Below are 25,963 nucleotides of genomic sequence, written 5' to 3'. Positions count from 1 at the left end.
GAAACTTATATTTTTGCACTATGCAACAAAAAATAGTTTTAATAGGAGGACCTGGTACAGGTAAGTCTTCGATTTTAAGAGAGTTTATAAATCTGGGGTATAACTGCATGCCTGAAATTTCGAGAGAAGTAATACTCAAAGCTCAAAAAGAAGGGATAGATCAATTGTTTTTAGAACAACCGTTACTTTTTAGTCAAATGTTATTAGAAGGTAGAGAACAACAATATTTAGAAGCTGAAAAAAATGATACCGATATTATTTTTTTTGACAGAGGAATTCCTGATGTACATGCGTATATGAATTTTTTGGGAAGTGAATACCCTGCTATTTATAAAGAAAAAAGTAATAAATATTTATATACAAAAGTATTTATGTGCGCTCCTTGGGAAAAAATATACCTATCTGATAATGAAAGATATGAAACCTTCGAACAAGCTGTAAAAATTGATACCTTTTTAAAAGAATCCTATAAAGAAATAGGATACGAAATTATCAATGTTCCCTTCGGAACAATTAAAGAACGCTGCGATTTCATATTACAATCGTTATAAAACGATGTATGAAAAATCTTTAAAAATATTACAACACTATTGGGGGCACAACTCATTTAGAGAACCCCAACAGGAAATTATAACTACTGTTTTAGAAGGTAAAAACACCGTTGTTTTATTACCAACTGGAGGTGGTAAATCTATATGTTTTCAAATTCCTGCTTTGGTAAATGAAGGTGTTTGCATCGTTATTTGTCCTTTAATTGCTTTAATGCAAGACCAAGTTGAAAGTCTTACTCATAAAGGTATAAAAGCAACTGTAATTCCTTCGGGGAGTTCTCAAGATGAAATAATTACATTGTTTGACAATATCAGATTCGGTAAAACTAAGTTTTTATATCTTTCTCCCGAACGTTTACAATCTCGTTTTATTCAAGAAAAAATAAAACAATTAGATGTTAATTTAATAGCTATTGACGAGGCGCATTGTATTTCTGAATGGGGACATGATTTTCGGCCTTCTTATCAAAATATATCTATTCTAAAAGAATTACATCCTAATACCAATATTATTGCTTTAACAGCTACTGCTACTAAAAAAGTAATTAATGATATTATTCTCTCTTTAGATTTAGACGCACCAAAAATTTTAAAAAAATCTTTTTATAGAGAAAACTTAGCTTATCAAATTTTTAAAACTGATGATAAACTTCATAAACTAAAACAAATATTCATAAAAACGAAAGCTCCCGCAATTGTTTATGTTAATTCAAGGGTTAAAACAAAGGAGATTTGTTCATATTTAAATGCAAACGGTTTTAAAAGTAGTTTTTATCACGGAGGATTAACTAGTCTTGAAAAACAAACTTCTTTTAATAACTGGATAACTGAAAAAACGCCAATTATAGTTGCTACGAATGCATTTGGTATGGGAATTGACAAACCAAATGTTCGTGTTGTTATTCATTTAAACCTTCCTGCATCTATAGAAAATTATATTCAAGAAGCTGGTCGTGGTGGGCGAAATGGCAACAAAGCTTTTTCAGTTGTTTTAACCAATGAAAATGATATTAAACTAAGTAAGGAACTATTAAGTAAATCGCTACCAGCTATTAACGATATAAAAGTTGTTCACCGAAAATTATATCAACAATTTCAAATAGCTAAAGGAGAGTTTATCGAGACCGCTTTTGATTTTAATTTTTTAGAGTTTTGCAATAAATATAAATTAATTCCGAATAAAACCTACAATGCCTTACAAATATTAAATAGTAATGGTATTATTGAATTGAATTCTAATTTTCAACAAAAATCTACTATTCAATTTACTGTATCAAGTAAGCAAGTTCTATTATATTCACAGCAAAACCCTTCTTCAAAAAACTTTATACAAACATTTTTACGTTTATACGGTGGTGTATTTGAAACGCTTGTAAAAATTGATGAATTTTATATCGCAAAAAAAGCAGCAATTACTTCATGGCAAGTAATTAAAGAGCTAGAGAACATGGTTGAAAAGGGTTTATTGGAATATAATAAAGCAACTAACAATTCAGAATTATTCTTTTTACACCCAAGAGAAGATGATAAAACTGTTAATAAAGTTTCTAAGAATATTCATCTTTATTTAGAACAAAAGAAACAAAAAAGTAAAGATTTAATAGCCTTCATAAAAAACAATGACGTTTGTAGAAGTATACAATTACTACATTACTTTAATGAAACTGTGGTTGAAAAATGTGGAATTTGCGATGTTTGTTTACAACAAAAACAAACACCTATTATAAAACCTACTACCATTATTAACTTATTAAAGAATAGAAAGTCTTTAACCGTTTATGAAATCTGTACACTGCTAAATGAAAAAGAAGCAAACATTTTAATACTTTTGCGAGCACTGTTATCAGAAGAAAAAATCAACGTTACTAACAATAAATACTTTTTACTATAAATGAGAGATTTACGCATCGTTTTTATGGGAACACCAGATTTTGCTGTTACTATTTTAAAACACCTTATTGAAAATGATTATAATGTAGTTGGAGTAATTACTGCTGTTGATAAACCTGCTGGTAGAGGCCGTAAACTCAATCAATCTGCCGTAAAAAAATACACGCTGTCTCAAAACTTGCCTATTCTTCAACCTAAAAACTTAAAAAATGAAGAATTTCAAGAAGATTTAAAAAAATGGAATGCTAATTTACAAATAGTAGTTGCTTTTAGAATGTTACCTAAAGCTGTTTGGGCAATGCCTGAATATGGCACATTTAATTTACACGCTTCTTTACTACCTGAATATCGTGGAGCTGCTCCTATTAACTGGGCTATTATTAATGGAGAAACTAAAACAGGGGTTACTACTTTTTTTATTGATGATAAAATCGATACAGGTGAAATTATTTTACAAAAAGATGTTCATATAAAAGAAGATGAAATTGTTGGTCAATTACACGATAAGTTAATGTATTTAGGTGCAAACTTAGTTGCTGAAACTTTAGACCTAATAGCTACTGGAATTGTTAACACAACAAAACAGCCAGAATTAGAAGAAAAACCTGCTCATAAACTATATCCTCATAATTGTAAAATAGATTGGTCTAAACCTTTAAACCAAATTTACAACCATATAAGAGGATTGAACCCTTACCCTGCAGCTTGGACAACTATAAAAAACGGAGAAGATGAGATTTCTGCTAAAATATACAAAACTGCAAAAGAATTTTCATCTCATAATTTAGCTAACGGAAGCATTATTACTTCTAAAAAAGAATTAAAAATCGCTGTACAAGATGGTTACCTTATTATTGAGGAAATAAAAATTTCAGGTAAAAAATTAATGGATATAAAAAGTTTATTAAACGGTTTTCAATTTGATAAAGAAGCAAAAGCGCTGTAGCCCTTTATTCATAGGGTTTTGGCTTTTTTAGAAAAAAATAACTAGGGTTATTAACAATTACGCATCTTTTATTAACAAAATTCTAGTTTTTCACAGTCAAAACTTGCACGGTACTGCATTCCTACTATATTTGTTGAGCTATTAAGCGAAAAACGAAAATTAACTTTTTAAAATTATCAAAATTATGAACAAATCAGATTTAATCGATGCAATGGCTGCTGACGCAGGAATTTCTAAAGCTTCTGCTAAACTTGCATTAGATTCTTTAACTTCTAACGTTACTAATTCTTTAAAGACAGGTAACAAAGTTGCATTAGTTGGATGGGGAACTTGGTCTGTTTCTGAAAGAGCTGCTAGAACTGGTAGAAACCCTCAAACAGGAAAAGAAATTCAAATAGCTGCTAAAAATGTAGTTAAGTTTAAGGCAGGTGCTGGTTTAAGTGACTCAGTAAACAACTAAAACTTTTCTTTAAATATATTAAAACAGCATTTAGGCAACTAAATGCTGTTTTTGTTTCTAATAGTGTCACAAATAAAAGTAATTATTGTCTCTTAATTAGAATACAAAACATAAATCATGAAAAATACAATTACTTTTATTGCTGTTCTATTTTGCCTTACAATTCATGCTCAAAAAATAGTAAACGCTTCAGATATTATTCAAAAAATTAAAAACGGTAAATCTGTAGAGGTCTCTAACGCAACTATTAGTGGTGTTTTAGATTTCACTTTTATGAATGATGCTTTACCTAAATTACCTAAAAGAAAAAGTTGGTGGAATAATGGTGGGTCAAACACTATAGAAAAACAAATTACAAATAAAATATCTTTTATTAATTGTACTTTTAATGATAATGTATTGGCATATATACCCCATGAGAAGAGCGGATATACATTTGTAGCAAATTTTGAAAGTGATGTAATTTTTAAAAATTGTAATTTTAAACAAAAAGCAATGTTTAAGTATTCTGAATTTGAACGAAACACAGATTTCTCAAACACCAAATTTAATGACGACTCCACTTTTAAATATGCTAAATTTGAAAGAAATATCACCTTTGAAAATACTTTTTTTGAGGAGCCCGCTACTTTTAAATATTCTGAATTTAAACAGCATGTAAGTTTTAAAAACGCTGTATTTAGTGAAAGTGCAACTTTTAAATATACTGAATTTAAAGAAGGAGTATCTTTTAAAAACGTAAATTTCAAAGAAGATTTAAATATAAAATATACAAATGTATCTGGAGATTTTAATATTACAGATATGAATGTAGCCTATGAAATAGATTCTAAATACACTAACATTAATGGCAAAAGCTTTAATACGTATTTATTAAATAATAAAAAGTAGTAATCTATTTAACTATTTTAGGTATTTAGCTAGCTTTATAGCTTATCAAAAAAAGGAATGAGTTCTATTTAATATAGAACTCATTCCTTTTTAATTTTGAATATTAATTACTCCATTAATAAGTATAAAAAAAGCTAATTATTCTTTTTTACTAAACGATATCTTTTATAAATTCATATTTTATTTCTGCATAATCAGAAATAAGCTTCTGAGCTAATGAGTAATCTTGTTCTTTAGAATGCTCACTTTTATAAGCTACACAATAGATTCCGCCATCATAAGCAGCTCTTATACCGTTTGTAGAATCTTCAATAACTAAGCATTCCTCTTTTCTAACCTCAGCAATACCAGCTGCCTTTAAAAATATTTCTGGATGTGGTTTTGATGCCTTTAAATCTGCTCCACTAATTTTGCCTTTAAAATACTGATTCAAATCAAACTTGTTAAAAACATTATTTATCGTAACCATAGAAGCTGAAGATGCTAATACTAATGTAATTCCATTTTCATAATAATTTTTAATCAAATCGAGTACGCCATCTAGTAATTGTAAATCATTTTTATCTGAGAAAAAAAGTTCTTTAAAGAAAGCTCTTTTATAAGCTACTAATTCTTTAGCCTCTAATGATAATTTAAATTTATTTACTAAATCTTTGCAGATATCTATTGTAGATTGCCCTGTGTAAGAATTATATAACTCTTGAGAAACTTCAATTCCTACTTTAGAAAACATTAAAAAATATGCTTTCTTATGTAATGGTTCAGTGTCAACTATTACACCATCCATATCAAATAAAACTGCTTTTAAAGCCATTGTTCTTTGTTTGTATTATATCACAAAAATAGACATTTACACAATATAAAAACAAGTATTTTACTCACATTGTTTTAATATTTATTATGGTTTTTTAGCATGAATTTAGGGTAATATATTACTCATATTTTTCTTCCTTCTCTAATTTAAGAACTCTCTTTTACCTTCTTAGAAAAAAGAATTACTCTTGCACCAGCATTCCCTTTCGTAAAGATATCAGTTAAAATTTTACAATAATTTATTTTTTAAAACCATCAATTAAACTTAACTTAATCTGTAAAAGTTATTTTAATAAAATTCACTTCATACGAAATCATAGTTATTTCTATAATTTTATTTATTTTTAAAATCTATAATAGAATTATGAGTTAATTCTAATTTTGGTTTTTATTCTTAATAAGAATACATATATCTAAATAACAAATATGAAAAAATTACTACTTTTATTATTGATTCAAGTTTCAGTTCAATCTCAAAGTATTTTGTTTGTAGGAAACAGTTTAACCTATAGCAATGACATGCCTGGTATGTTAGAATATATTGGGAAAAAAAATGGTATATCCATTAAAACAAAAGACTTGTCTCTTCCCAATCATGCTATTATTGATCATATTAAAAAAGGAGGAATTCATAAAAAATTAGCAAAAAGACAATATGATTATGTAATCATTCAACAAGGACCATCGTCTCAAAAAAAAGGTAAAAAAATGCTAATAGAAGATGGAAATAATATAAAAATACTTTGTTCTAAATATAAAGTTAAACTTGGTTATTTTATGGTATGGCCATCAATAAGCTACTACCATACTTTTGATAAGGTTATTGAAAATCATAAAATTGCAGCAAAAGAAAATAAAGCTATCCTATTTTCTGTTGGAGAAAAATGGAAAACGTATAATTCTTTTAAAAATTTACAAAACCTTTATAGTTTAGATAATTTTCATCCATCTAAAGCTGGAAGTTTTTTAGCCGCCTTAACTATTTTTCATAAACTACACCCAGCAATAAATATAGAAAACTTACCTTATAAAGATTACAAAAAGTGGGTAACCAATCAAAAGTCTTTTAAAAAAATAATTCAGGTAATTAATTTGAATTAATTACCTGAATTATTTTTTCTATTACTATTCCCTAAAATCATCATAAGCAAATTCAAATAGTACTTATCAAATCTTCTATTCCTGATTCAGAGAAATATTAAAAACATGCTTTAATAAGTAATGCTTTTGTTTTACAACTCACATTATTCATATCAAAAAAAACTAATTTCAAGGCTATTATTATAACACAATAATAAAAATAAACTATCTGAAAACAATTATTTTTGCTCACATTTTTTTAATAACTGTTCTGCTCTTTTAAGCATGAATTTTGGATAAAATTTTATTGTTCTTTTTTCTTCCTTCCCTAACTCAATTGCCTTTTTTATATCCTTGCAAAATGGCACTGTAGATTGTCCAAAAAAACGAGCTGCTCCAATATCTGCCTCTGCTTTGCTTAAAATTACTCTTGGGTTATTGGGAGCTAACTTAAAAGCTTTTGAATACAACCCTTTATTTTTCATAGACATAGACATCCCATATTTTTGTCCATCAAAAGCCATATAAGCCGTATTTAGTAACGCTTGTGTTATTAAAATTTCAGGGTTATCTCGTGAAATAATCATTGCCTTATCTAAAAACTCTTGAGCTTTATTTAATTTAGCTTTTAAAAAAACTTCATCTTTTACACCAAAACTTCCAATAATTTCAATAGTTGCGGCATAATAAGAAGGTAACCAATTATCACTCTCTGCCTTTGATATTCGTTCAAACAATTGACCTGCTTCTTTATTTTTGTTTGCTCCCCATAACTCAAAAGCTTTCGACATCCCTTTTTCGTACTGACTTTGTGCAGATAAACTTACCGTAAAAGCGAATACTATTAATGTAATTATTCTTTTCATCTTATTTTATATTTATATTTAATTTTATATCTTTTAATACCTCAAATTTTGCATCCTTATATTTTGGTGGTCCCATAAAGCCTTTAGCATTATTAGACATACCTGTTGGCTCCTTAGGAATTCCTAAAAAATTAGTATCCATTTTTTTATTATCATTGATATCATGAAAAACTGAGACAGCATATACTCCAACCGAAATATCTTTTAAAATTACTATTGCCTTTTTATTAACTATTTCTACAATAGTTCCATTTAGAGGCTTTTTTAAAAAAGTATCTTCTGTATTATAAAGAGCTATAAACAAACTCCCTTTATTTGATTTAATCCCTTCAAACTCTAAAGTAACTGTATGTTTCTCTTGAGCTATACTATTTATAACTCCACTTAAAAATAGTATCACTATTAAAATACTTCTTTGCATTTCTTTTGTTTTTAATTAATAGTTCAAATATCTTAACTTTTCTTATTCTTTTATAAAAATTGAGACTGAGTTGTTATTTTTTATTACTGAACTGTCGAACAACTTCTTTTACTCTTTTTTTCTTCGTAGAAGCAACAGGCAAATCTTTTGAATTCTTTTTTATAAACCAAATTGAAAATAATCCTCAATGAGAAAATCATTTTCTATTCAAAAAATACTTCTTAATTTTTTAATTTCTATTTTTTTTAAAACTAGTAGAACGATCAAATTAATTACCTACTAAAAATCAAAGACAGAAACAACATCTCTCACCACAAGGAAACAAAACACTAAAAAAAACACATTAACAATAATATAGTATCTATTTAAGATAAATTATGCATCACCAATATCTTATAAAAACTATAATTTTATCGAAAATTTAATTAACAAAAATCACAAAACCCTTCAATTATGAAAAAAATTAACTATTTAATTATGTTTTTCACATTATTTACCTTTTTCGGTTATTCACAATCCGAACATGCTTGTAAAGCCAGTGAACAAAACGAAATTTATTTTAAAAAACATCCAGAATCTAAAATTGAACATCAAAAATTTAACTTATTTACAAGAAAACATGCAAATAATAAACTAAGTCAAAAAGCAGCAGCTGCTACCTATACAATACCAGTTGTATTTCATATCTATGGAGATGTACAACACGGAAAAACAGTTACAACAGATAAAATTAAAGTTGCTTTACAAAAATTAAACGACGACTTTCAAGGTTTAAATCCTGATTTTAACAGTGTTGATTCTTATTTTAACGCTAGAAAAAGTACACTTAACATCGAATTTAAATTAGCGAAACTAGATCCTTATGGAAACTGTACAGAAGGTGTTGTTTATTATCCTGAAAAATCTGGTTACGGTAATGGTGGAGGTTATGATTCTCAAATAGCAAATGATGCTTGGAATAACTACAAATACATGAACGTATATATTCAAGGTGATTTATACAATGATGGTGCATCAACAAACTCCGGTGTTGCATGGTACCCAAACACATCTATGTCTAATAGTAATACTGCCAGAGTTGTTTATAACGGACAATACTTACATGGAAATACAGGTGATGAATTTGCTTCTATTTTAACTCACGAATTCGGACACTATTTAAATCTAATTCATACGTTTGATGGTGGTTGTACATACCCAAATGATGAAGTTAGTGATACTCCTCCTGAAGATGGATCAATTACAGGTACAAGCTGTGCTCCTAGTACAAATTGTGAAGGAAATTACATTAATTACGAAAATTACATGGGCTACAATGGTGCTAGATTTGGCTGTTACAAAATGTTTACATCTGGACAGACTAATAGAATGTTAGCTGCCTTACAACATCCTGCTCGTCAAACATTATGGCAATCACAAAACTTAATTGACACAGGTGTTAATAACTCTGGTGCTACACTAAGTATAGATAATGCTATTGTAAAAGAACTTATAGCTAACAATGGTTCATTTAACCAATCTGCGACTATAACAGTTTCTGGTGCAAATTTTGCATCATCATCTGCAACCTTGGTTTCTGGAACAGATTATTCATTAAGTTTACCACAAGGATTATCAGCAACAGTACAAACAACATCATACACTACTGCTAATATAACAATTACGGGTACTGCTAACAATCATTTAACTTCAAACAATCTGGTTGCTAATTTAACTTTTAACAATTCAGCTATTGGTGCAAACCAAAGTTTATCATGTGCCTCTGTAGGATTAAATTTTAAATTTTACAATCCATTTGAAATAATTTATGAAAACATTGCTGATGCCTCTGCTGGTACAGGTGCTACCTGGAAATGGTTTTCTCTTCCTAAAATAAATGGGGATGGAGCTTACGGTGCATGGCAATATACTGCCACTCATTTAAAATTAGAAACATACGGTAAAAAATTAGTTACATCTTCAGGTACTAGAAACATTACTTTACTTAACAACAACCAACTAATTTCTACAAGTAGTAATTTTACAGCTCCAGGTGCATACCCTGATCAATTAGATTTAAGAACTTCAAGCAATACTAGTTGGGATGGACAAACTGGTTACATCGGTTTTTCTGCTGTTCATAATGACGAATCTATTCATGGTTGGATGAAGGCTAGTGTTACCTCTGATGGGAGTAGTCTGACAATATATGAATATGCTTTTTCTACAAAGCCAAATGGTGATATACGAGCAGGACAAACAATAATTGATAACAACCCTACTCCTGTTAACGCTCCTTCTAATTTAACCAGTACTTCTAATTCTTCTTCTCAAATAACATTAAATTGGTCAGATAATTCATCTAACGAAGATGGTTTCTATATTGAAAAAATGAATACTAATGGTAGTTTTTCTGTAATTACCACTACAGCAGCAAACGCTACTACTTATGCTAATACAAGTTTAACTGCTAGCACAGCATACTCTTACAGAGTTCGCGCGTTCTCAGGAAATAAAAATTCAAGTTATTCTAATACCACAACAGCAACAACAAGTGCTAGTACTGGTGGAGGAAACTACTGTACTATTACAGGTAGTAACACTTATGAATACATACAAAATGTAACTATTGATAGTTTTTCAAATACTTCTGGAGCGGATGCTAATGGTTACGGAAACCATACATCTCAAACAGTTAATTTAACTCCAGGAAATGCAACTAGTGTTAGTTTAACACCTGGTTTTTCAGGTTCTGCTTATACTGAGCATTGGGCTATTTTTATTGACTATAATAAAAATAACACATTTGAACCTTCTGAAAGAGTTATAGATGGTCTTTCTGGTAGCGGAGCTGTTTCTGGCAACTTTACTGTTGATAATACTGCTTCTGGTACTACAAGAATGCGTGTAGTTATGAAGTATAATAGCTCACCTACTGATGCATGTACAAGTATAGGTGATGGTGAAGCTGAAGATTATACCATTTTATTTTCTGGAAGTGGAAACGAACCTACACCTACATTACCAACACCTGAAAACATTGGTGACTCTGGAGTATATAGCACCGGTTTTTACGCTTCTTGGAATACCGTTTCTGGAGCAACAAATTACGAGGTTCAACTTCTTAAAAACGGAAGTTGGATAACTGAAGGTACTTCTACAACTTATTATCTTTGGGTATCGAAACAAAACTCTGATACTAATTATACATTTAGAGTTAGAGCAAAAAACTCGACTGAAAATAGTTCATGGAGTAATCAACTAAGTATTTCGCTTCCTGTAGCAGGTCCTACTGCTTCATTAACAAATACATTACTTCAATTATCTGTATTTCCAAATCCAGCAACAGATTATATTACTATAAGAAGTACTAATAATGAAAATGTCTCTGCTCAATTATTTAATATTCAAGGGAAAAAAGTAGGAGAGTTTACAAACAAAAATAAATTTTCTGTACAACACCTTACCAAAGGAATGTATATTTTAAAAATGAAAACCAAAAAAGAAAGTACTTTAAAAAAGCTTTTAATAAAATAATTTAATTTTTCATTAACTAGTTCTAAAAGCCATCTGAATTCAGATGGCTTTTTTTCTTAAAAGATTACTCTCATACTACTGTTATAAATTATTTAATTGATTATCTTTTTTATTATCACTAATTGTCCAAAAGAAACCTACAAAAAAGAATCTATCTGCACTAGGAATTATTGCTTGCCTATCAAAAACCCCATTCATATTTGAAGTGTTTTTATAGTTATAACCAGATACATTTTGTGTACCTAAAACATTGTTAACTGAAAAATATAATATTTTTTGTTGACTAATTAAATATGCCCAATTTACGCTTACTGAATTATAATTTTTTGTTTTATTATTTAAAAACCCTACTTCATTCGGGTTTGTATAATTTCTACCTGATGCAAAATTATAACTAAAACCTAATTGACTTTTCCAGTTTTTAATCCAATGTTTACTTACTACTGATAAATTATGTGCTGATGCAAAATTTGGAGTAGCCTTTGTTGGATAATTTTTATAATCTCTTTCGGTATCTAAGAAGGAATAAGAAACCCAATAATCAGTATTTTTAATACTCTTATTATCTCTCCAAAAAACATCTACTCCTTTTGCAAATCCCTCTCCTAAATTTGAATAGCTAGATGTTGGTAAAGACAAGTTAGTATCATACTTCACTAAATCTTGATACTTTTTATAATACCCCTCAATTCTAAAAATTTGTTTGTTTTTTACATATTGATAATTCGCTATAAAATGAGAAGTATTCTCTGCTTTAAAATCTGTATTAAATTTTAAATAATCATTTTTAGGATTCTGAAAAAAACGACCATAAGCTAATGAAAACTGTGAGTTTTTTCCCGATTTATAAGCTATCGATGCTCTTGGAGAAATAGTAATTTCATTTAGTAATTCAGAATACTCTCCACGAATACCAACTTTTGATGCTAATTTTTTAGAAAAGAAAACATCTGCCTCTACATAACTTCCTAAAATATTATTATTAAAACTATAATCAATACTATTATTTGTTATGCTTTTATAATTCTCTTTAAAATCTGTTATAAAATACTCAGCTCCAAAATTTAATTTAAACCGATTTGAAAAACGTTTTTTCATTGCTATTTTAAAATGTGCCGAATTTTCATCATCTGTAACTTCTGCATCTAAAATCTTAACATCAGAATGATCATTCGTAAAACTCATTCCTGTTGCTACTTTCCAACCATCACCGAAACTATTTTTATAAGAGCTATTAAAATATAAATTTCTATTTTTCATTCCAAAACGAATCCCATCTTCATGATTAATATCTTCTTGTACCAAGTCAAAATCGGTATAACTAAACGCTCCATACACCTTTAATAAAGATTCATTTTTAAATTTAAAACGATATACAGCCTCCCCACTTAATGCTTGCACTGGTTTATTCCATTTATTTCTGTCTGGAAATGCAGATTGATAAGGTGCTAAGTTTATATATGATGCATTTACACTTAGTGAGTTTTTACCAAAAACTTGTGTATTCCCAACACCTAAACCAACTGTCATAAATGCTAAATCAGTCTTTTCTTCAATAACTTCATCATTTGTATTCAATAACAATACACTTGATAATGCTTGTCCATATTCGGCTGAGTATCCACCAGTAGAAAATGTAATTCCTTTGAATAAAAAAGGAGAAAATCGCCCACGGGTAGGAATATTCTTTGCTGATGGAGAATACGGTGTAAAGACTCTAATTCCGTCTACAAAAATTTGAGTTTCTTCAGTATCTCCACCACGAACAAAAAGACGCCCATCTTCATTTACTGTTGAAGTTCCTGGTAAAGTTTGTAACGCTCCAACAAAATCACCTAACGCGCTTGCTGTGGTTACCACATCTAATGGTTTCAATGCAGTAACTTTAGCATTGTCTCCTGCTTCAAAAGTTCCAGCATTTATAGTTACCGCATCTAATGTATTTACATCATCTCTTAGTTTTACTTTTAAATTATTCAATAAAGAAACATCTGTTCTTTTTAAAAATGTTTCGAAAGAAATAAAAGAAACTAGTAACGTTTGTATTCCTTTTTCTGATGTTGAAAAAGAAAAATTTCCTTTATCATCTGTTGATGCTCCATCGTAAGTTCCTTCTAAATATACATTAGCTCCTTCTATTATAGTTCCTTTTTTATCAGTTACAGTTCCAGAAATTGTTGTTTGTGCAAAAAAATAGCTTTGAATGAATAAGCATAGAATAAATAATAATTGTTTCATTGTTTTGTTATTTGATAGTACAAATTTGCTTCCTTTATAAAACTTAGCATAAAAAGACAGACTCAACTGTATAAAATTAATGACGAACTGTTTTTTATCACCAACTAAATATTATTCATTTTTTAACTTAGCAAATATTGCTTTTACCTTTTCAAATACTGCTGAATTTAAAAAACAAAAAAGCACAGAATATCTGATAAAATTGTATTTTTACGTAGTCTAAAAAATCATAATGTCACACGATTTAAGTAATCATAGAAAATCATACGAGAAACAGGAGCTATTAATAGAGAATTGTTCTGAGAATCCAATTGAACTTTTTAGAGACTGGTTTCTAACAGCCGATGATTCTGAAATGGTAGATGAAGCCAATGCAATGACTATTTCATCAATAGGATTAGATGGATTTCCTAAAAGCAGAATTGTTTTATTGAAAAAATACACTTGGGAAGGTTTTATTTTTTATACTAATTATAATTCTGAAAAAGGGAAAGCTATTTTAAATAATAACAATGTATGTCTTTCTTTTTTCTGGGCTGGTCTAGAACAACAAATAATTATAAAGGGTAAAGCTGAAAAACTTGCAGAAAATTTGTCTGATGGCTACTTTGAGTCTAGACCTGATGGAAGTAAATTAGGTGCTTGGGCATCTAATCAAAGTGAAGTTGTTACCTCTCGTGAAGAACTTGATAATGAACTAAAAAAAACGGAAGAAAAATTTAAAGGGAAAGAAATTATACGTCCACCACATTGGGGCGGTTTTATTATAAAACCTATTTCTATTGAATTTTGGCAAGGTCGCCCTAATAGAATGCACGACCGTATAAGATATACTTTACAAAAAGATTTTTCTTGGAAACTTGACCGTTTAGCTCCATAGCTTTATATTTACATAGCTTTTAAAAATTAAATGAAAACACTTTATATTGTTCGTCACGCAAAATCTTCTTGGAAGTATGAAAGCGTAGAAGACATTGACCGACCTCTAAAAGAGCGCGGTATAAAAGATGCACATCTTTTATCTAAACACCTAACTAAAGAAATTAAAAAACCTGATGTTTTTATTTCAAGTAGTGCTAATAGAGCTTTACATACCGCTGTTATCTTTTGTGAAAATTTCAAGTATCCGCTTTCTAACCTAAAAATTAAGCGACAACTCTACAGCTTTAGTGATGGCTACTTAGTAAAAACTGTAAAGGCTTTAGATGATAGTTTTGATAGCGCTATAATATTTAGCCACGATCATGGTATAAATAGTTTTGTTAATAAATTTGGAGATAAACCAATAGCTCATGTATCTACATGTGGTGTAATTGGTATTCAGTTTAAGGATAAACATTGGAAAAACATAAAAAAGGGAATAACTACTTTAGTAGAGTTTCCTAAAAATCATAGATAAATCTATATATTTTGAAAATTAAAAAATACGGTGCTATAGATATAGGTTCTAATGCTGTAAGACTTTTAGTAGCAAATGTTATTGAAGAAAAAAATAAAGAACCTCAATTTAAAAAATCTTCATTAGTTCGAGTTCCAATTCGTTTAGGTGCCGATGCCTTCGTTTCAGGAATAATTTCTGAAGAAAACATCAATCGAATGATCGATGCCATGGAAGCCTTTAAACTACTAATGAAAGTTCATGGTGTAGAGAGATATAAAGCTTGTGCAACTTCTGCTATGAGAGAAGCTGAAAACGGTGCTGAAGTTATAAATACTATTTTTAAAAAGACAGGTGTAGAAATTGACATTATTGACGGAAAAAAAGAAGCTGCCATTATATTTTCTACAGATTTAAATCAATTATTACAATCAGATTCTACCTATCTTTATGTTGATGTTGGTGGTGGTAGTACCGAGTTTACTTTATTCTCTAAAGGTAGAATTATTAAATCAAGGTCTTTTAAAATTGGTACAGTACGTTTAATCAATAATAAAAAAACAGAAAACAAAGCCATTTTTAAAGAAGTACAAGAGTGGATTGAAGAAAATACAAAAAATTATAAGCGTATTTCTTTAATTGGCTCTGGCGGAAATATTAATAAAATATTTAAAATGTCGGGAAGAGATATGGGGAAACCAATCTCATATATATACTTAAATGCACAATATCAATTCTTAAAAAAAATGAGCTACAAAGATCGTATCTCTGAACTAAGTTTAAATCCTGATAGAGCTGACGTAATTGTTCCTGCAACCAAAATTTACCTTTCTGCAATGAAATGGAGTGGAGCTAGAAAAATTTTTGTCCCTAAAATAGGGCTTTCAGACGGGATAATTAAAAGCTTATACCTCAATAAATTATAAACATTAACAAACCTTTAACATTTAATATTTTATATATATATTTGTTTGAATGTGACTTTCACACCCCATATGTGTCTTAACATTAACTAAGTAATCACAAACAAATATTTAATTAATATGAAAAAATTATTATTAACTGGGGCGTTATTAGCATTTTATTTTACAGCTTCTGCGCAAGATTTACCTACCAATGCTGAACCAGGTAAATGTTATGTACGTTGTAAAACACCTGAGGTTTGGAAAAATGAAGATGTAACCATCGAAATAGCTCCTGCTTACAAAAAAATTGTAACACACCCTGCAAAGTACAAAACTGTTACTGAAAGTGTAATTAGTAAGGAGGCAGGTGAGAGTTTAGTAGTCGTTCCTGCTGTGTGGGAAAATAAAACTGTTACTTATAGAGCAAAAGATGATGCCAATAAGTTAAGAGTAATTAAAGCTAGCTTCAGGCCAGATTCAGAAATTATTGAAACAAAAGCTGCTTCTGCACAATGGGAAATGAGTGAAAAAGCTCCTGATTGTGAATCTAGTGACCCAAATGATTGTAGATATTGGTGTTATGCACCTATTCCGGCAAAATTTGTGACCATTCCTCTTACCAAATTAAGTAATGATGCTTCTACAGAAAAAATAACCGTACCTGGATACGAAAAAACATATACTAAAAGAGTAATGGTTACACCACCTACTACTCGTACTATTAAAATACCTGCTATTTACAAAAACATTACTAAAACAGTTTTAGTAAAGGATGCTTGGGATGAAACAATTACCGTTCCTGCAAAAAACAAAACAATAACTAAAGAGGTATTAGTATCTAAAGGTGGATTAACTACATGGAAAGAAGTTGAATGTAAATTACTAACATACAACCCACTACCAATTAACTGGAACTTAGGAAGTGCTACGTTAACATCAACTGCAAAAAAATTAATAGATTCTAGATTATTACCAGTTGTAAAAGATGGAGTTCAGGTTGAATTAGCCTCTCATACAGATTCTAGAGGTTCTAGAGCATCGAATCAAAACCTATCTGATAGAAGAGCTAAAGCTGTTGCTACTTACTTAATATCAAAAGGCGTTAACCCTAGTCAAATCGTAGCAAAAGGTTATGGTGAATCTAAACTTAAAAACAGATGTTCTGACAAAGTTTCATGTACAGAAGCTGAACACTTAATAAATAGAAGAACAGAATTTAGAGTTATAAACTAACTATTTATTTTAAATCTTTTTAATAATTTAAAACCTCTTGAAATTAAAACTTCAAGAGGTTTTTTGCGATAATTATTTATCTATTTTTTCTTACTTAATCTGTCATTTAAAAATTTCATAGTTGTGATTCACAAAAGAGTACCTAAAATACTGTGTGAACATTAATTTATTAAGACAATACAAACTCATCTTACTACACAAATCCCATTTCATTCTTCTAATTACAAAAAAGAAAATGTGAATAATTACAATCTAATTTTTTACATTTTTTCAGGGCACAGCAATTTTAAGTAAATCTATGTTATACTATTTCATAGTTAGTATGTATAAATATAAAAAATGACACTAAACTAAATTTATTTAAACTTAGATAAAACTGACTGAAAAAAAGGATAGTAGTAATCCGTTAAAATCATTCCTTTTTTATATGCAATAATTTTTTGTCTATGATTAACAAATAATAACGTAGGATAAGAACTTATTTTAAATTTCTTTACAAGTTTAAGATTTACCTTTAACCTATCTGCTTCTACTAAATCTTTGTTATAAGGGTTATCTGCCTCATAAAGAATAAAATTCTTTTTAGCTATTTTTTTAAATTTATCTGAAATAAACAATCCTTCATCTAATTTTTTACAAGGCCCACACCAATCAGATCCTTTAAAATAAATTAATACTGGTTTTCTTTCTTTTTTTGCCTTTTTTAAAGCTTCTTTATAAGAGTTTAACCATAATGTTTCAATATCTACATCCTTTTCTTGTGCAGTTACAAGAAAACAAATCATTAACAGTAAGATTGTTATTGAATTTTTTTTCATACATCTATTTATAGATTATAAAAGTATCAAATATAATACCACATAATTTTATTTAAGCATCCATTTAAAGTACACGTCTACATAAGTACTATTTTAATAAAGTAATTTCTAATTTTAGTTCCTTCTGCAACCAGCCTTTAAGCTCTTTCTCTTTCTTTTGAACAATAGAATCTGCTAATTTCTTACTCCATACAACTGATAATTCAGGAATCGTATCTATTTTTATAAAATCTTTAGAAGATAATCTTTTAGAAAAACTAATTGCCTTAATATCATTAAATCTAATTTTAGCTTCTTTTGCTATTTTGCTAAAAGGCACACTGTTTTTGTCTCTAATTAAAGCGCTTTGTTCTATACTATTATTTAATTTCGAAATAGTATTTTTTAAATCATCAATCTCTCTATGTAAACCATTTATTACATCGTCTTTTTGATTTAAATCAACAATTGCTCTATCATAAGCATCTACTACCCTATCTACACTACGTGCTTTATTTTCGTTTATTACTAATTCATAAGCATCTAACTTATCATACGTTTTTAATTCATTTCTTAAAAAAGTTTCAGTAGCATCTGTTACATCTCCATTAAAAAATAGGTTTATCTTTTTCCCTTTTCTATCAATATTTTTACGTTGTAACCACAAGTCTTTATTTGACTCTATTTTCTCTTTTAAAAACTTATCATAATTCGAATTAATAACACTTTCTTTATATACACTTATAAAAGTAAATATCGCAGGTACCATAACCAAAAAGGCTACAAAAGATGCTATACGAGCAATTCTTTTTCTCTTTTCAGAATTTACATAACGAATCATTGTAAACCCTAACAATTTTAACACTAAAAAAGTAGCTAATGCTATAAAAATAGTATTAATTGTAAATAAATACATTGCCCCAAAAAAGTAATCAAAATTACCTATTGCTAAACCATACCCAGCTGTACATAAAGGAGGCATTAATGCTGTTGCAATTGCAACTCCAAATATTACTGAAGCAATGGTTCCTTTTTTTGTACGGGCTATAATTAAAGCTAAACCTCCAAAAAAGGCAATTAAAACATCTCGTATATCTGGTTTTACCCTACCTAACAACTCTGAGGTTTCCTCTTTTAAAGGAAATAAGAAGAAAAACAAAAAGGCTGTCAACAAACTTAACACAATCATCGTTGCTAAGTTTACCATCGATTTTTTTAACGTATCAATATCATTAATTGCTATAGACATACCTATTCCTAAAATAGGTCCCATTAATGGTGATATTAACATGGCTCCAATTACAACAGCCGTTGAGTTTGCATTTAAACCTATAGAGGCTACAAATATTGAACAAATTAAAATCCAAGCTGTAGCTCCTTTAAAAGGTATATCAACTTTAATAGCTTCTATAGTTGCTTCTTGATCGGTATCATGACGAAAATCTAATAATTCAATAATAAACCTTTTTGAACTTTCCCACAAACCTTTAGCATCTTCATGAACAGCTTGTTTAGATTGCTCTACACTTTCGTTTTGATCCATTTTATCTTCCATATTATTTTCTTTTTTCAGGTTCGCAAAGATACAAAATTCCTACTTTATTAAATAAAAAACAAAAAGCTCGAAAATATCTTCGAGCTTTTTATGTTTGTGCGATGCTATTTTATTTGATACTTAATTTTGTTTTTAAATCTTTCGAAACTGCATCTTTATGAAGTAATACAGAAATAGTCTTTAATTTAAAATAAGGAATTGACATATATACGTATCCTTTATTACCTTGTTTAGCACCCCAAGAATTTTTAACTTTAAAATACTTGTTTCCTTTCTGATCTTTTACTAAACCTACAATATGCATTAAATGATCATCTGTTGTATTAAAGTTTTCAAATTCTGATTGACGGAAACTAGGTGTAATTTTCTTTTCCTTTACAATTTCTTTTAATCCTTTTTTATTTTCAGAACTATTTGCTGGTATAAATGCTATACCATTTTTTGATGAGAATGTTTTTTCAGAAACATCACAATCTAATTCAATTGTATACCCTTTAGCAATAGCTTCTTCTGTTACAGAAACCAATTCATCTAAAGAAACATTGTAAAACGATCCGTTTGAAAAATTATCAGGAATATTTAAAACAAATTTATCATACATTTTAGCATGCTTAAATGAGCTAATCGTAACATAGTTTGATGGATCAATTTTCACATACTCAGCAAAAGTTTTTGGAGTATACTTCTTTCCTTCAAATTCAAATTCTTTTTTATTTTCTCCTAAGTAAACATCTAAAACACTTTCGGTAGCTTGTTTCCATCTTGGACTTAATTCTCTTGCTGGATTTTTAATATAAGCATCTAACATCGATTTTAAAACAGCAACTACTTCTGCATGATTATGTTTTACCTGCCCCAAATCTAAGCCTGAAAAAACACGCTCAGGTACTAAACCGTAGCTTGCTACAGAATTTATAACATCATGTCCTAACCCACCTTCACTAAATTGTGCTTTTCCTTGGCGATATAAATAATTATTTGCCTTATCTGAATATGTATTTCGTACGGTGTACATTTCAGACAAATCAATATTTTTACCTGTTAATCGTATAATTTCAGATTCTAAAAATGATGTTGTAGAGAAACTCCAACAAGTACCTGTTTTTCCTTGGCTTTTTACTTGCGTGTTCTCAATATCTTTTACTGTACTAAATTGGTATTTTTGAGCAGTTACTGAACCAATACTTAAAAAAGTAAAAGCAGTTCCTATCAATAAATTTTTCATAAGTTGTGTTTTGTTTTATTGAGCAATTTACTGCATTTATAACAACTTTAAAAATTTTAAGAAGCCTAAAAATCAACAATAACACCTATTCTTGGTAGCGCTCTTCCTGATGTACTTTCAATTTCTTCTAAAAGATACTTAGAGTTATCACTAGGGTCAGAAATTCTACCATTCTGATCTTCAGTCGGTAATAAAAACGGGCGTTGTTTAGAACTACTCGCATAAATGTTTTGAATATCGACATATAAATTAATCGCTGCTTTCTTTAAATACCATGTTTTATCTACTCTTACATCTAACTGTGTGTAAGTATTAAAACGTTCTTCATTTAATTTTGAATAATCTAAAACTCCTCCATTTACAACATCATAATTTGATTTTAATGAAGATGCATTTTCATCATAAGGAGTATAAGGTCTACCACCAACTAATCTAAACTTTGCCCCTACTTCCCAGTTTTTCTTTAGTTTTTTCCCTGCAGTAATGGTTACTAGATGTTTATTATCCCATGTAGAAGGAATATAATTACCTACAGCGTTTTTAAATTCACTTCTTACAAAAGTATAAGATGCTATACCATACAAACCATTATATGATTTTTTCTGAGCTAACACCTCAAAACCATAAGCTCTTCCTTTATTATTAGAAACTACTTCTTCATTTCCAACCACACCAAAACCTGCTCCTAAATTGGCTAAACTTATCTGGTTTCTTACCGAAAACGGATAATTACTATAAGATTTATGAAACCCTTCAAGAGTAATTTTAGAACTTGCATTTGGTCGATATGATAATCCACTTACAAAATGATCAGACTGTATATATTTTAACCCATTTTTATTCACGAACTCATTTGTGTTATTCTTAAAACCTAAAACAGTATAAGATGGTAATTGGTAGTAACGACCTACTGATGAATTAATAGATAATTTATCGCTTAAACTATAACTTAAAGAAACTCTAGGTGAAAATTGATTCAATAAGTTTTTCATTTCACTATTATAATCAACTCCATCAATTCTAAACCCAAAAGAAACTCCTAGTTTATTATTTAAGTACTCTTTTGATACCTGACCGAAAACGCCATATTTTATAAAATCTATTTCTGAATTAAATACATCTTCAAAAACACCATTTGAATTAGCTACTTTTCGGTAGGTATTATTTATATAAGTTGCTTTCTCTAGATTGGTTCCTATATTAATAGTATAATTATTTGCTGTACTAAAATTATTCTCGTACCTAAATTTCGTTTCTATTTCTTTAGAGTTATAATCTAATAATAAGTTTAAAGGCAGCTCTTCATTCATAAAGTATTTCTTTGCCTTGTTTTTAAGCTCATTTCTACTTAAAACAAATAAATGAGTAGCATTCTTATCAAAATATTTATAGCTAGCTCCTACGGTGTAATTCCATTGACTATTTACAGGAACAGTATTTAAAACTATTTTATTTCTTTTTAAAGTTTCTTCATCAGTTTCATCATCATTAACAGATTCATTTAATTTAAAGTTATCTATAGCTCCTAAAGCCACAATAGACAGTTCACTATTTTTTGATAATTGAGATTTTACATTTAATTGAAAATCATTATATGTTGGTAAAAAAGGGAGTTTAATTAACTTAAACAAAAACTGGAGATATGATTGACGTACAGAAAACATAAATGTGGTATTATCACTCAAAGGACCATCTAAAGTTACACCTGCATCTGAAGTACCTAATGTTACTCTTGTATTTAAAGCTGTTGGGTTTCCTTTTTTTTGAGTAAACTCAATTACAGAACTTAAAGTATTACCTCTGTTTGCAGGAAAAGCACTCGAATAAAAATCAACCTTACGAATTAAATCAGCATTCATTATTCCTACAGGACCTCCTGTAGCTCCTTGTGTTTGAAAATGATTTATAACAGGAACTTCTATACCATCTAAATAAAATTTATTTTCAGAGGTTGCACCTCCTCTTATTATAATATCATTTCTAAATCCAGGGTTAGAAGCTACTCCTGGAAACGATTGAATAACTTTTAAAATATCTCTATTTCCTCCAGGGTTTTTTTCTATTTCTGCAACTCCTAATGATTGCAACGATAAAGGACTCTCTAATGATCTTTTAAATAAACTAGCCCTAACCTCTACTTCCTTTAGGTTTGTACTATTTTCTTTTAACTCAATAGTTACAAAGGGTGAATTATCTTTCGTTACTAAATATTCATCTGAAATTAGTGTTTCATAGCCTATAAATGAAACACGTAGTTTATTATAACCTAATGGAACATTTGAAATTTTAAAAGTTCCATTATCATCTGATGCTACGCCAATTGAGGTACCATAAACTAACACATTTACAAAGGGAAGAACTTCTCTTGTTTTAGCGTCAATTATCTTTCCTGTAATTTCTCCTTGGTCTTGACCAACTGAAATAAATGATTGTAATATAATTACAACTAAAAGTATATTTTTCATAAATAACACAATTAAGGTTTAACAAAAGTACAAATTGTTTAACAAAAACACTAAAAAGATAAACAAAAAAAAGAAGCCTTATTTCAATTACAAATTACAAACTTTATAAAAAATATGCCTTAGGTCTCTTATCTAAATTTAATTAAAAGCTATAAGAAGAATCAAAAATTGCTTTTACAACTCATTTTTTTAACAATAAAACTTATAAAAAACGACTCAAATTAAACTTTAATACAATAAACAAAAATTATACACTCTTAATTATCAACACCTTAAAAAAAACAATAAATAACACTATTATTTTTTAACTCAAAAAACAATAACTTTTAAAGCTGCATATTTTCACAATGCACTAATTAAATGACAGTTAGCATTTTGTGGTAAACCAAGTGTTAAAATAAATAGGGTTAACCCTATTTATAGATAGGGTCATTGGGTATTGTGTGATTGTAATACGCTACTTAATTTTGAATAATTATAAATAATAACTTAAAAACTAATTAAGAAATGATTAAAAAAATTACTTTACTAACTATGGTTTTACTCTTTTGTTTCAAGAGTACATTTGCTAATCCAATTAATAAAAAAACGGCTATTTCTGTCGCTAATAAATGGTTAAGCAATAAATTACAAAGAAGCGCAAAAACTAATCAAAAAGAAATTTTATCTCTAAAAGAAATTCATCATAATGAGCGTGTTGTTTATTACATCATAAGCTTTAAAAAAGGTGGTTTTGTTATTGTTTCTGCAGACGATTCAACCAAACCTATTTTAGCATATTCAGATACTTCTTTTTTTGATACTAATTTAGAAAACCCAACAACTAAAACTTTACTTAACGGTTACAAATCGTTTGTTTACGAAAGTGCATTAGCTCAAAAAACAAGTAAAATGAAATCTGCTAATTCTGGATGGAATAGATTACTTAAATCAAAATCACAAAACCAACGTAAAACAAAAGTTATTGCTCCATTTATGGATGATATTCTTTACACGCAGTCTAGTGGTTTTCAAAAATTTTGTCCGAGTGATGATGATGGTCAAGCTATTGTTGGCTGTGTAGCTACAGCAATGTCGCAAGTAATGAGATACTGGGAATTTCCTTCAACAGGAAGTGGTAAAACATCATACAATCACAATAAATACGGAAATATTAGCGTTGATTTTGAAACCCAACAATATGATTGGGATAATATGTCTAAAACCAGGGCTGATGACGAAAATGCAAAACTGTCATACCACGCAGGTGTTGCTGTTAAAATGAACTACGGAACATCTGCAAACGGAGGTTCAGGTGCTTATACAACGAATGCTTTATCTTCTTTAAAGAGAAATTTCAAATATAATAATGGAGCTAGAATGGTTTACAGATATCGCTATTCAGATAATGAATGGAGTAACGTTATAAAGGAGCAACTTAATGAAAAAAGGCCAGTTTTATATTCAGGACGAAGTAAAAACCTTGAAGACCCTACCGCTGGAGGAGCAGGTCATTTATTTGCTTTAGATGGATATGACACTACAGATCAAGGTGATTTTTTTCACATTAACTGGGGCTGGGCAGGAAGAAGTAATGGTTACTTTTACTTAACTGAAATGGTTACTCATGGAGGTAAATACAACTGGATAGATAACAATGCTGTTATCATTAATTTATATCCTACAAATCTTGCTCCAATATTTAAATCTAAGCCTACTACTTTTGTGGACATTGATCAGCCTTATAATTACCAAATTATCACTACCGATGAAAACCGTAAAGACATCATAGAAACGTCTTTAAAACAAGGTCCTAGTTGGTTAAGTCTTAAATTAAACAACGGTACCTATTCTTTACAAGGAACTCCTTCTAATTCAAATTCAGGAGAATTTAAGATTGTATTAGAAGCTACAGATGGCGATAATATTACGTTACAAGAATTTAATATTACTGTAGGTAAAAACAAAGACTATTGCGAATCAAAAGGGAATAGAATAAAATATGAATGGATTGATTTTGTTTCTTTTGGTGATATGACAAACGCTACAGGTCATAATGATGGCTATGCAGATTTCACAAATAAAACCGCTTCTGTAGTTTCAGGAACTACCAACGATTTAGTTATTAGTGCTGGTTTTAGTGGTAGTTCATATACTGAATTTTTTAGTGTTTGGATAGATTACAATCAAAACGGAAAATTTGAAGAAAATGAAGAGGTAGTTAGTGAATCTACAACAAATGGAGCTAACAAAACTTATAGTGTTAAAGTTCCAGAAAATGCCTTAATTGGATCAACTAGAATGCGAGTATCAATGAAGTATGAAAACACACAAACCCCTTGTGAATTATTTAACGACGGTGAGGTAGAAGATTACACTGTAAACATTACTAAAACTTCTGCTCGTGAAATTATAACGAAAGCAACCGATAAAGAGATTAGTAATACTTCTTTAATTAATCTACTTGTATACCCTAACCCATCAAGTAAGGTTTTAAATATAAAAGTCGGAAAAACACTTAAAAAAGCAAAGTATCAAATTATTGATGCTAATGGAAAAGTTGTAGATCAAAATTCATTTTCTCCTTCAATCAATATTGAGAAATTACAGATTGGTATCTATTATTTAAAAGTATTTGACAAAAAAACAAAATACACTAAATCTTTTATAAAATCTGGTAAATAACATTTCCAATTTATATCATTAGATTAAATAATGAAAGCCCTTAGAAAATATTTTCTAAGGGCTTTTTTT

The 25,963-nt window shown here is 29.1% G+C and carries 20 protein-coding genes; 12 read left to right on the top strand and 8 right to left on the bottom strand.

The genetic code is table 11. From position 1 onward, the window contains the following. Positions 1–20 precede the first annotated feature (20 nt). The 5 genes from CXF68_RS10965 to CXF68_RS10945 all read left to right on the top strand — a co-directional run bounded on the left by CXF68_RS10965 (position 21) and on the right by CXF68_RS10945 (position 4,738). Complete coding sequence (locus CXF68_RS10965) at positions 21–551, top strand: AAA family ATPase (protein ID WP_101044621.1); 531 nt, start codon at positions 21–23, stop codon at positions 549–551. Then, positions 496–2,442: an ATP-dependent DNA helicase RecQ gene (locus CXF68_RS10960; RefSeq protein ID WP_232771639.1), complete on the top strand. Its 1,947-nt coding sequence runs from the start codon at positions 496–498 to the stop codon at positions 2,440–2,442. The genes CXF68_RS10965 and CXF68_RS10960 overlap by 56 nt, the downstream gene beginning before the upstream one ends. Further along, positions 2,443–3,387: a methionyl-tRNA formyltransferase gene (gene fmt / locus CXF68_RS10955; protein WP_198553799.1), complete on the top strand. Its 945-nt coding sequence runs from the start codon at positions 2,443–2,445 to the stop codon at positions 3,385–3,387. Positions 3,388–3,571: 184 nt separating this feature from the next. Then, the gene (locus tag CXF68_RS10950; protein ID WP_028889652.1) at positions 3,572–3,847 is read left to right on the top strand and encodes an HU family DNA-binding protein; all 276 of its coding nucleotides are present in this window, start codon (positions 3,572–3,574) and stop codon (positions 3,845–3,847) included. Positions 3,848–3,964: 117 nt separating this feature from the next. Further along, the gene (locus CXF68_RS10945; protein WP_101044617.1) at positions 3,965–4,738 is read left to right on the top strand and encodes a pentapeptide repeat-containing protein; all 774 of its coding nucleotides are present in this window, start codon (positions 3,965–3,967) and stop codon (positions 4,736–4,738) included. 151 nt (positions 4,739–4,889) lie between these two features. Here CXF68_RS10945 and CXF68_RS10940 read toward each other — a convergent pair whose 3' ends face one another. Next, entirely contained in the window at positions 4,890–5,552 is a 663-nt protein-coding gene (locus CXF68_RS10940) for an HAD family phosphatase (RefSeq protein WP_101044615.1), read from the bottom strand. Between the two features lie 425 nt (positions 5,553–5,977). On the opposite strand from CXF68_RS10940, the gene CXF68_RS10935 reads away from it, so the two are divergent. Further along, on the top strand, positions 5,978–6,652 hold the full coding sequence (locus tag CXF68_RS10935) for an SGNH/GDSL hydrolase family protein (RefSeq protein ID WP_198553798.1): 675 nt from the start codon (positions 5,978–5,980) through the stop codon (positions 6,650–6,652). A gap of 218 nt (positions 6,653–6,870) precedes the next feature. Here the strand turns inward: CXF68_RS10935 and CXF68_RS10930 are convergent, their stop codons facing one another. Together CXF68_RS10930 and CXF68_RS10925 are read right to left on the bottom strand one after the other, a co-directional pair. Further along, positions 6,871–7,497 (bottom strand): hypothetical protein, encoded by a 627-nt coding sequence (locus CXF68_RS10930; RefSeq protein ID WP_101044613.1) that lies wholly within the window; start codon positions 7,495–7,497, stop codon positions 6,871–6,873. 1 nt (position 7,498) lies between these two features. Further along, a complete protein-coding gene (locus CXF68_RS10925; protein ID WP_101044611.1) occupies positions 7,499–7,918 on the bottom strand; it encodes a DUF2141 domain-containing protein in 420 nt (139 codons plus the stop codon). A 453-nt stretch (positions 7,919–8,371) separates the two neighbouring features. On the opposite strand from CXF68_RS10925, the gene CXF68_RS10920 reads away from it, so the two are divergent. Beyond that, positions 8,372–11,434: a M43 family zinc metalloprotease gene (locus CXF68_RS10920; RefSeq protein ID WP_101044609.1), complete on the top strand. Its 3,063-nt coding sequence runs from the start codon at positions 8,372–8,374 to the stop codon at positions 11,432–11,434. 81 nt (positions 11,435–11,515) lie between these two features. On the opposite strand, the gene CXF68_RS10915 is transcribed toward CXF68_RS10920, so the two are convergent. Then, positions 11,516–13,672 (bottom strand): TonB-dependent receptor, encoded by a 2,157-nt coding sequence (locus tag CXF68_RS10915; RefSeq protein ID WP_101044607.1) that lies wholly within the window; start codon positions 13,670–13,672, stop codon positions 11,516–11,518. A 232-nt stretch (positions 13,673–13,904) separates the two neighbouring features. On the opposite strand from CXF68_RS10915, the gene pdxH reads away from it, so the two are divergent. From pdxH to CXF68_RS10895, 4 genes are all read left to right on the top strand, one after another. Next, the gene (gene pdxH / locus CXF68_RS10910) at positions 13,905–14,552 is read left to right on the top strand and encodes a pyridoxamine 5'-phosphate oxidase (protein WP_101044605.1); all 648 of its coding nucleotides are present in this window, start codon (positions 13,905–13,907) and stop codon (positions 14,550–14,552) included. Positions 14,553–14,582: 30 nt separating this feature from the next. Further along, positions 14,583–15,071, top strand: coding sequence for a histidine phosphatase family protein (locus tag CXF68_RS10905; RefSeq protein WP_101044603.1), 489 nt, complete (start codon positions 14,583–14,585; stop codon positions 15,069–15,071). Positions 15,072–15,079: 8 nt separating this feature from the next. After that, positions 15,080–15,976: a Ppx/GppA phosphatase family protein gene (locus CXF68_RS10900; protein ID WP_101044601.1), complete on the top strand. Its 897-nt coding sequence runs from the start codon at positions 15,080–15,082 to the stop codon at positions 15,974–15,976. Between the two features lie 117 nt (positions 15,977–16,093). Continuing rightward, positions 16,094–17,188, top strand: coding sequence for an OmpA family protein (locus CXF68_RS10895; RefSeq protein WP_101044599.1), 1,095 nt, complete (start codon positions 16,094–16,096; stop codon positions 17,186–17,188). A gap of 356 nt (positions 17,189–17,544) precedes the next feature. Here CXF68_RS10895 and CXF68_RS10890 read toward each other — a convergent pair whose 3' ends face one another. The 4 genes from CXF68_RS10890 to CXF68_RS10875 all read right to left on the bottom strand — a co-directional run bounded on the left by CXF68_RS10890 (position 17,545) and on the right by CXF68_RS10875 (position 23,230). After that, a complete protein-coding gene (locus CXF68_RS10890) occupies positions 17,545–18,006 on the bottom strand; it encodes a thioredoxin family protein (protein WP_101044597.1) in 462 nt (153 codons plus the stop codon). An 88-nt stretch (positions 18,007–18,094) separates the two neighbouring features. Continuing rightward, positions 18,095–19,540, bottom strand: coding sequence for a DUF389 domain-containing protein (locus CXF68_RS10885; protein WP_101044595.1), 1,446 nt, complete (start codon positions 19,538–19,540; stop codon positions 18,095–18,097). Between the two features lie 109 nt (positions 19,541–19,649). Continuing rightward, positions 19,650–20,765, bottom strand: coding sequence for a C1 family peptidase (locus CXF68_RS10880; protein ID WP_101044593.1), 1,116 nt, complete (start codon positions 20,763–20,765; stop codon positions 19,650–19,652). A gap of 65 nt (positions 20,766–20,830) precedes the next feature. Beyond that, positions 20,831–23,230 carry a TonB-dependent receptor gene (locus CXF68_RS10875; RefSeq protein WP_101044591.1) on the bottom strand — a complete coding sequence of 800 codons (2,400 nt, stop codon included), beginning with the start codon at positions 23,228–23,230 and terminating at the stop codon, positions 20,831–20,833. Between the two features lie 507 nt (positions 23,231–23,737). Between CXF68_RS10875 and CXF68_RS10870 the strand changes: the two genes are divergently transcribed. Further along, a complete protein-coding gene (locus tag CXF68_RS10870; RefSeq protein WP_101044589.1) occupies positions 23,738–25,894 on the top strand; it encodes a C10 family peptidase in 2,157 nt (718 codons plus the stop codon). Positions 25,895–25,963: the final 69 nt, after the last annotated feature.

It is taken from the genome of Tenacibaculum sp. Bg11-29, from assembly GCF_002836595.1.
Taxonomy (GTDB): Bacteria; Bacteroidota; Bacteroidia; order Flavobacteriales; family Flavobacteriaceae; genus Polaribacter.
Note: the sequence above shows the minus strand (reverse complement) of the source record. Positions and strands in the feature narration are given on the sequence as shown.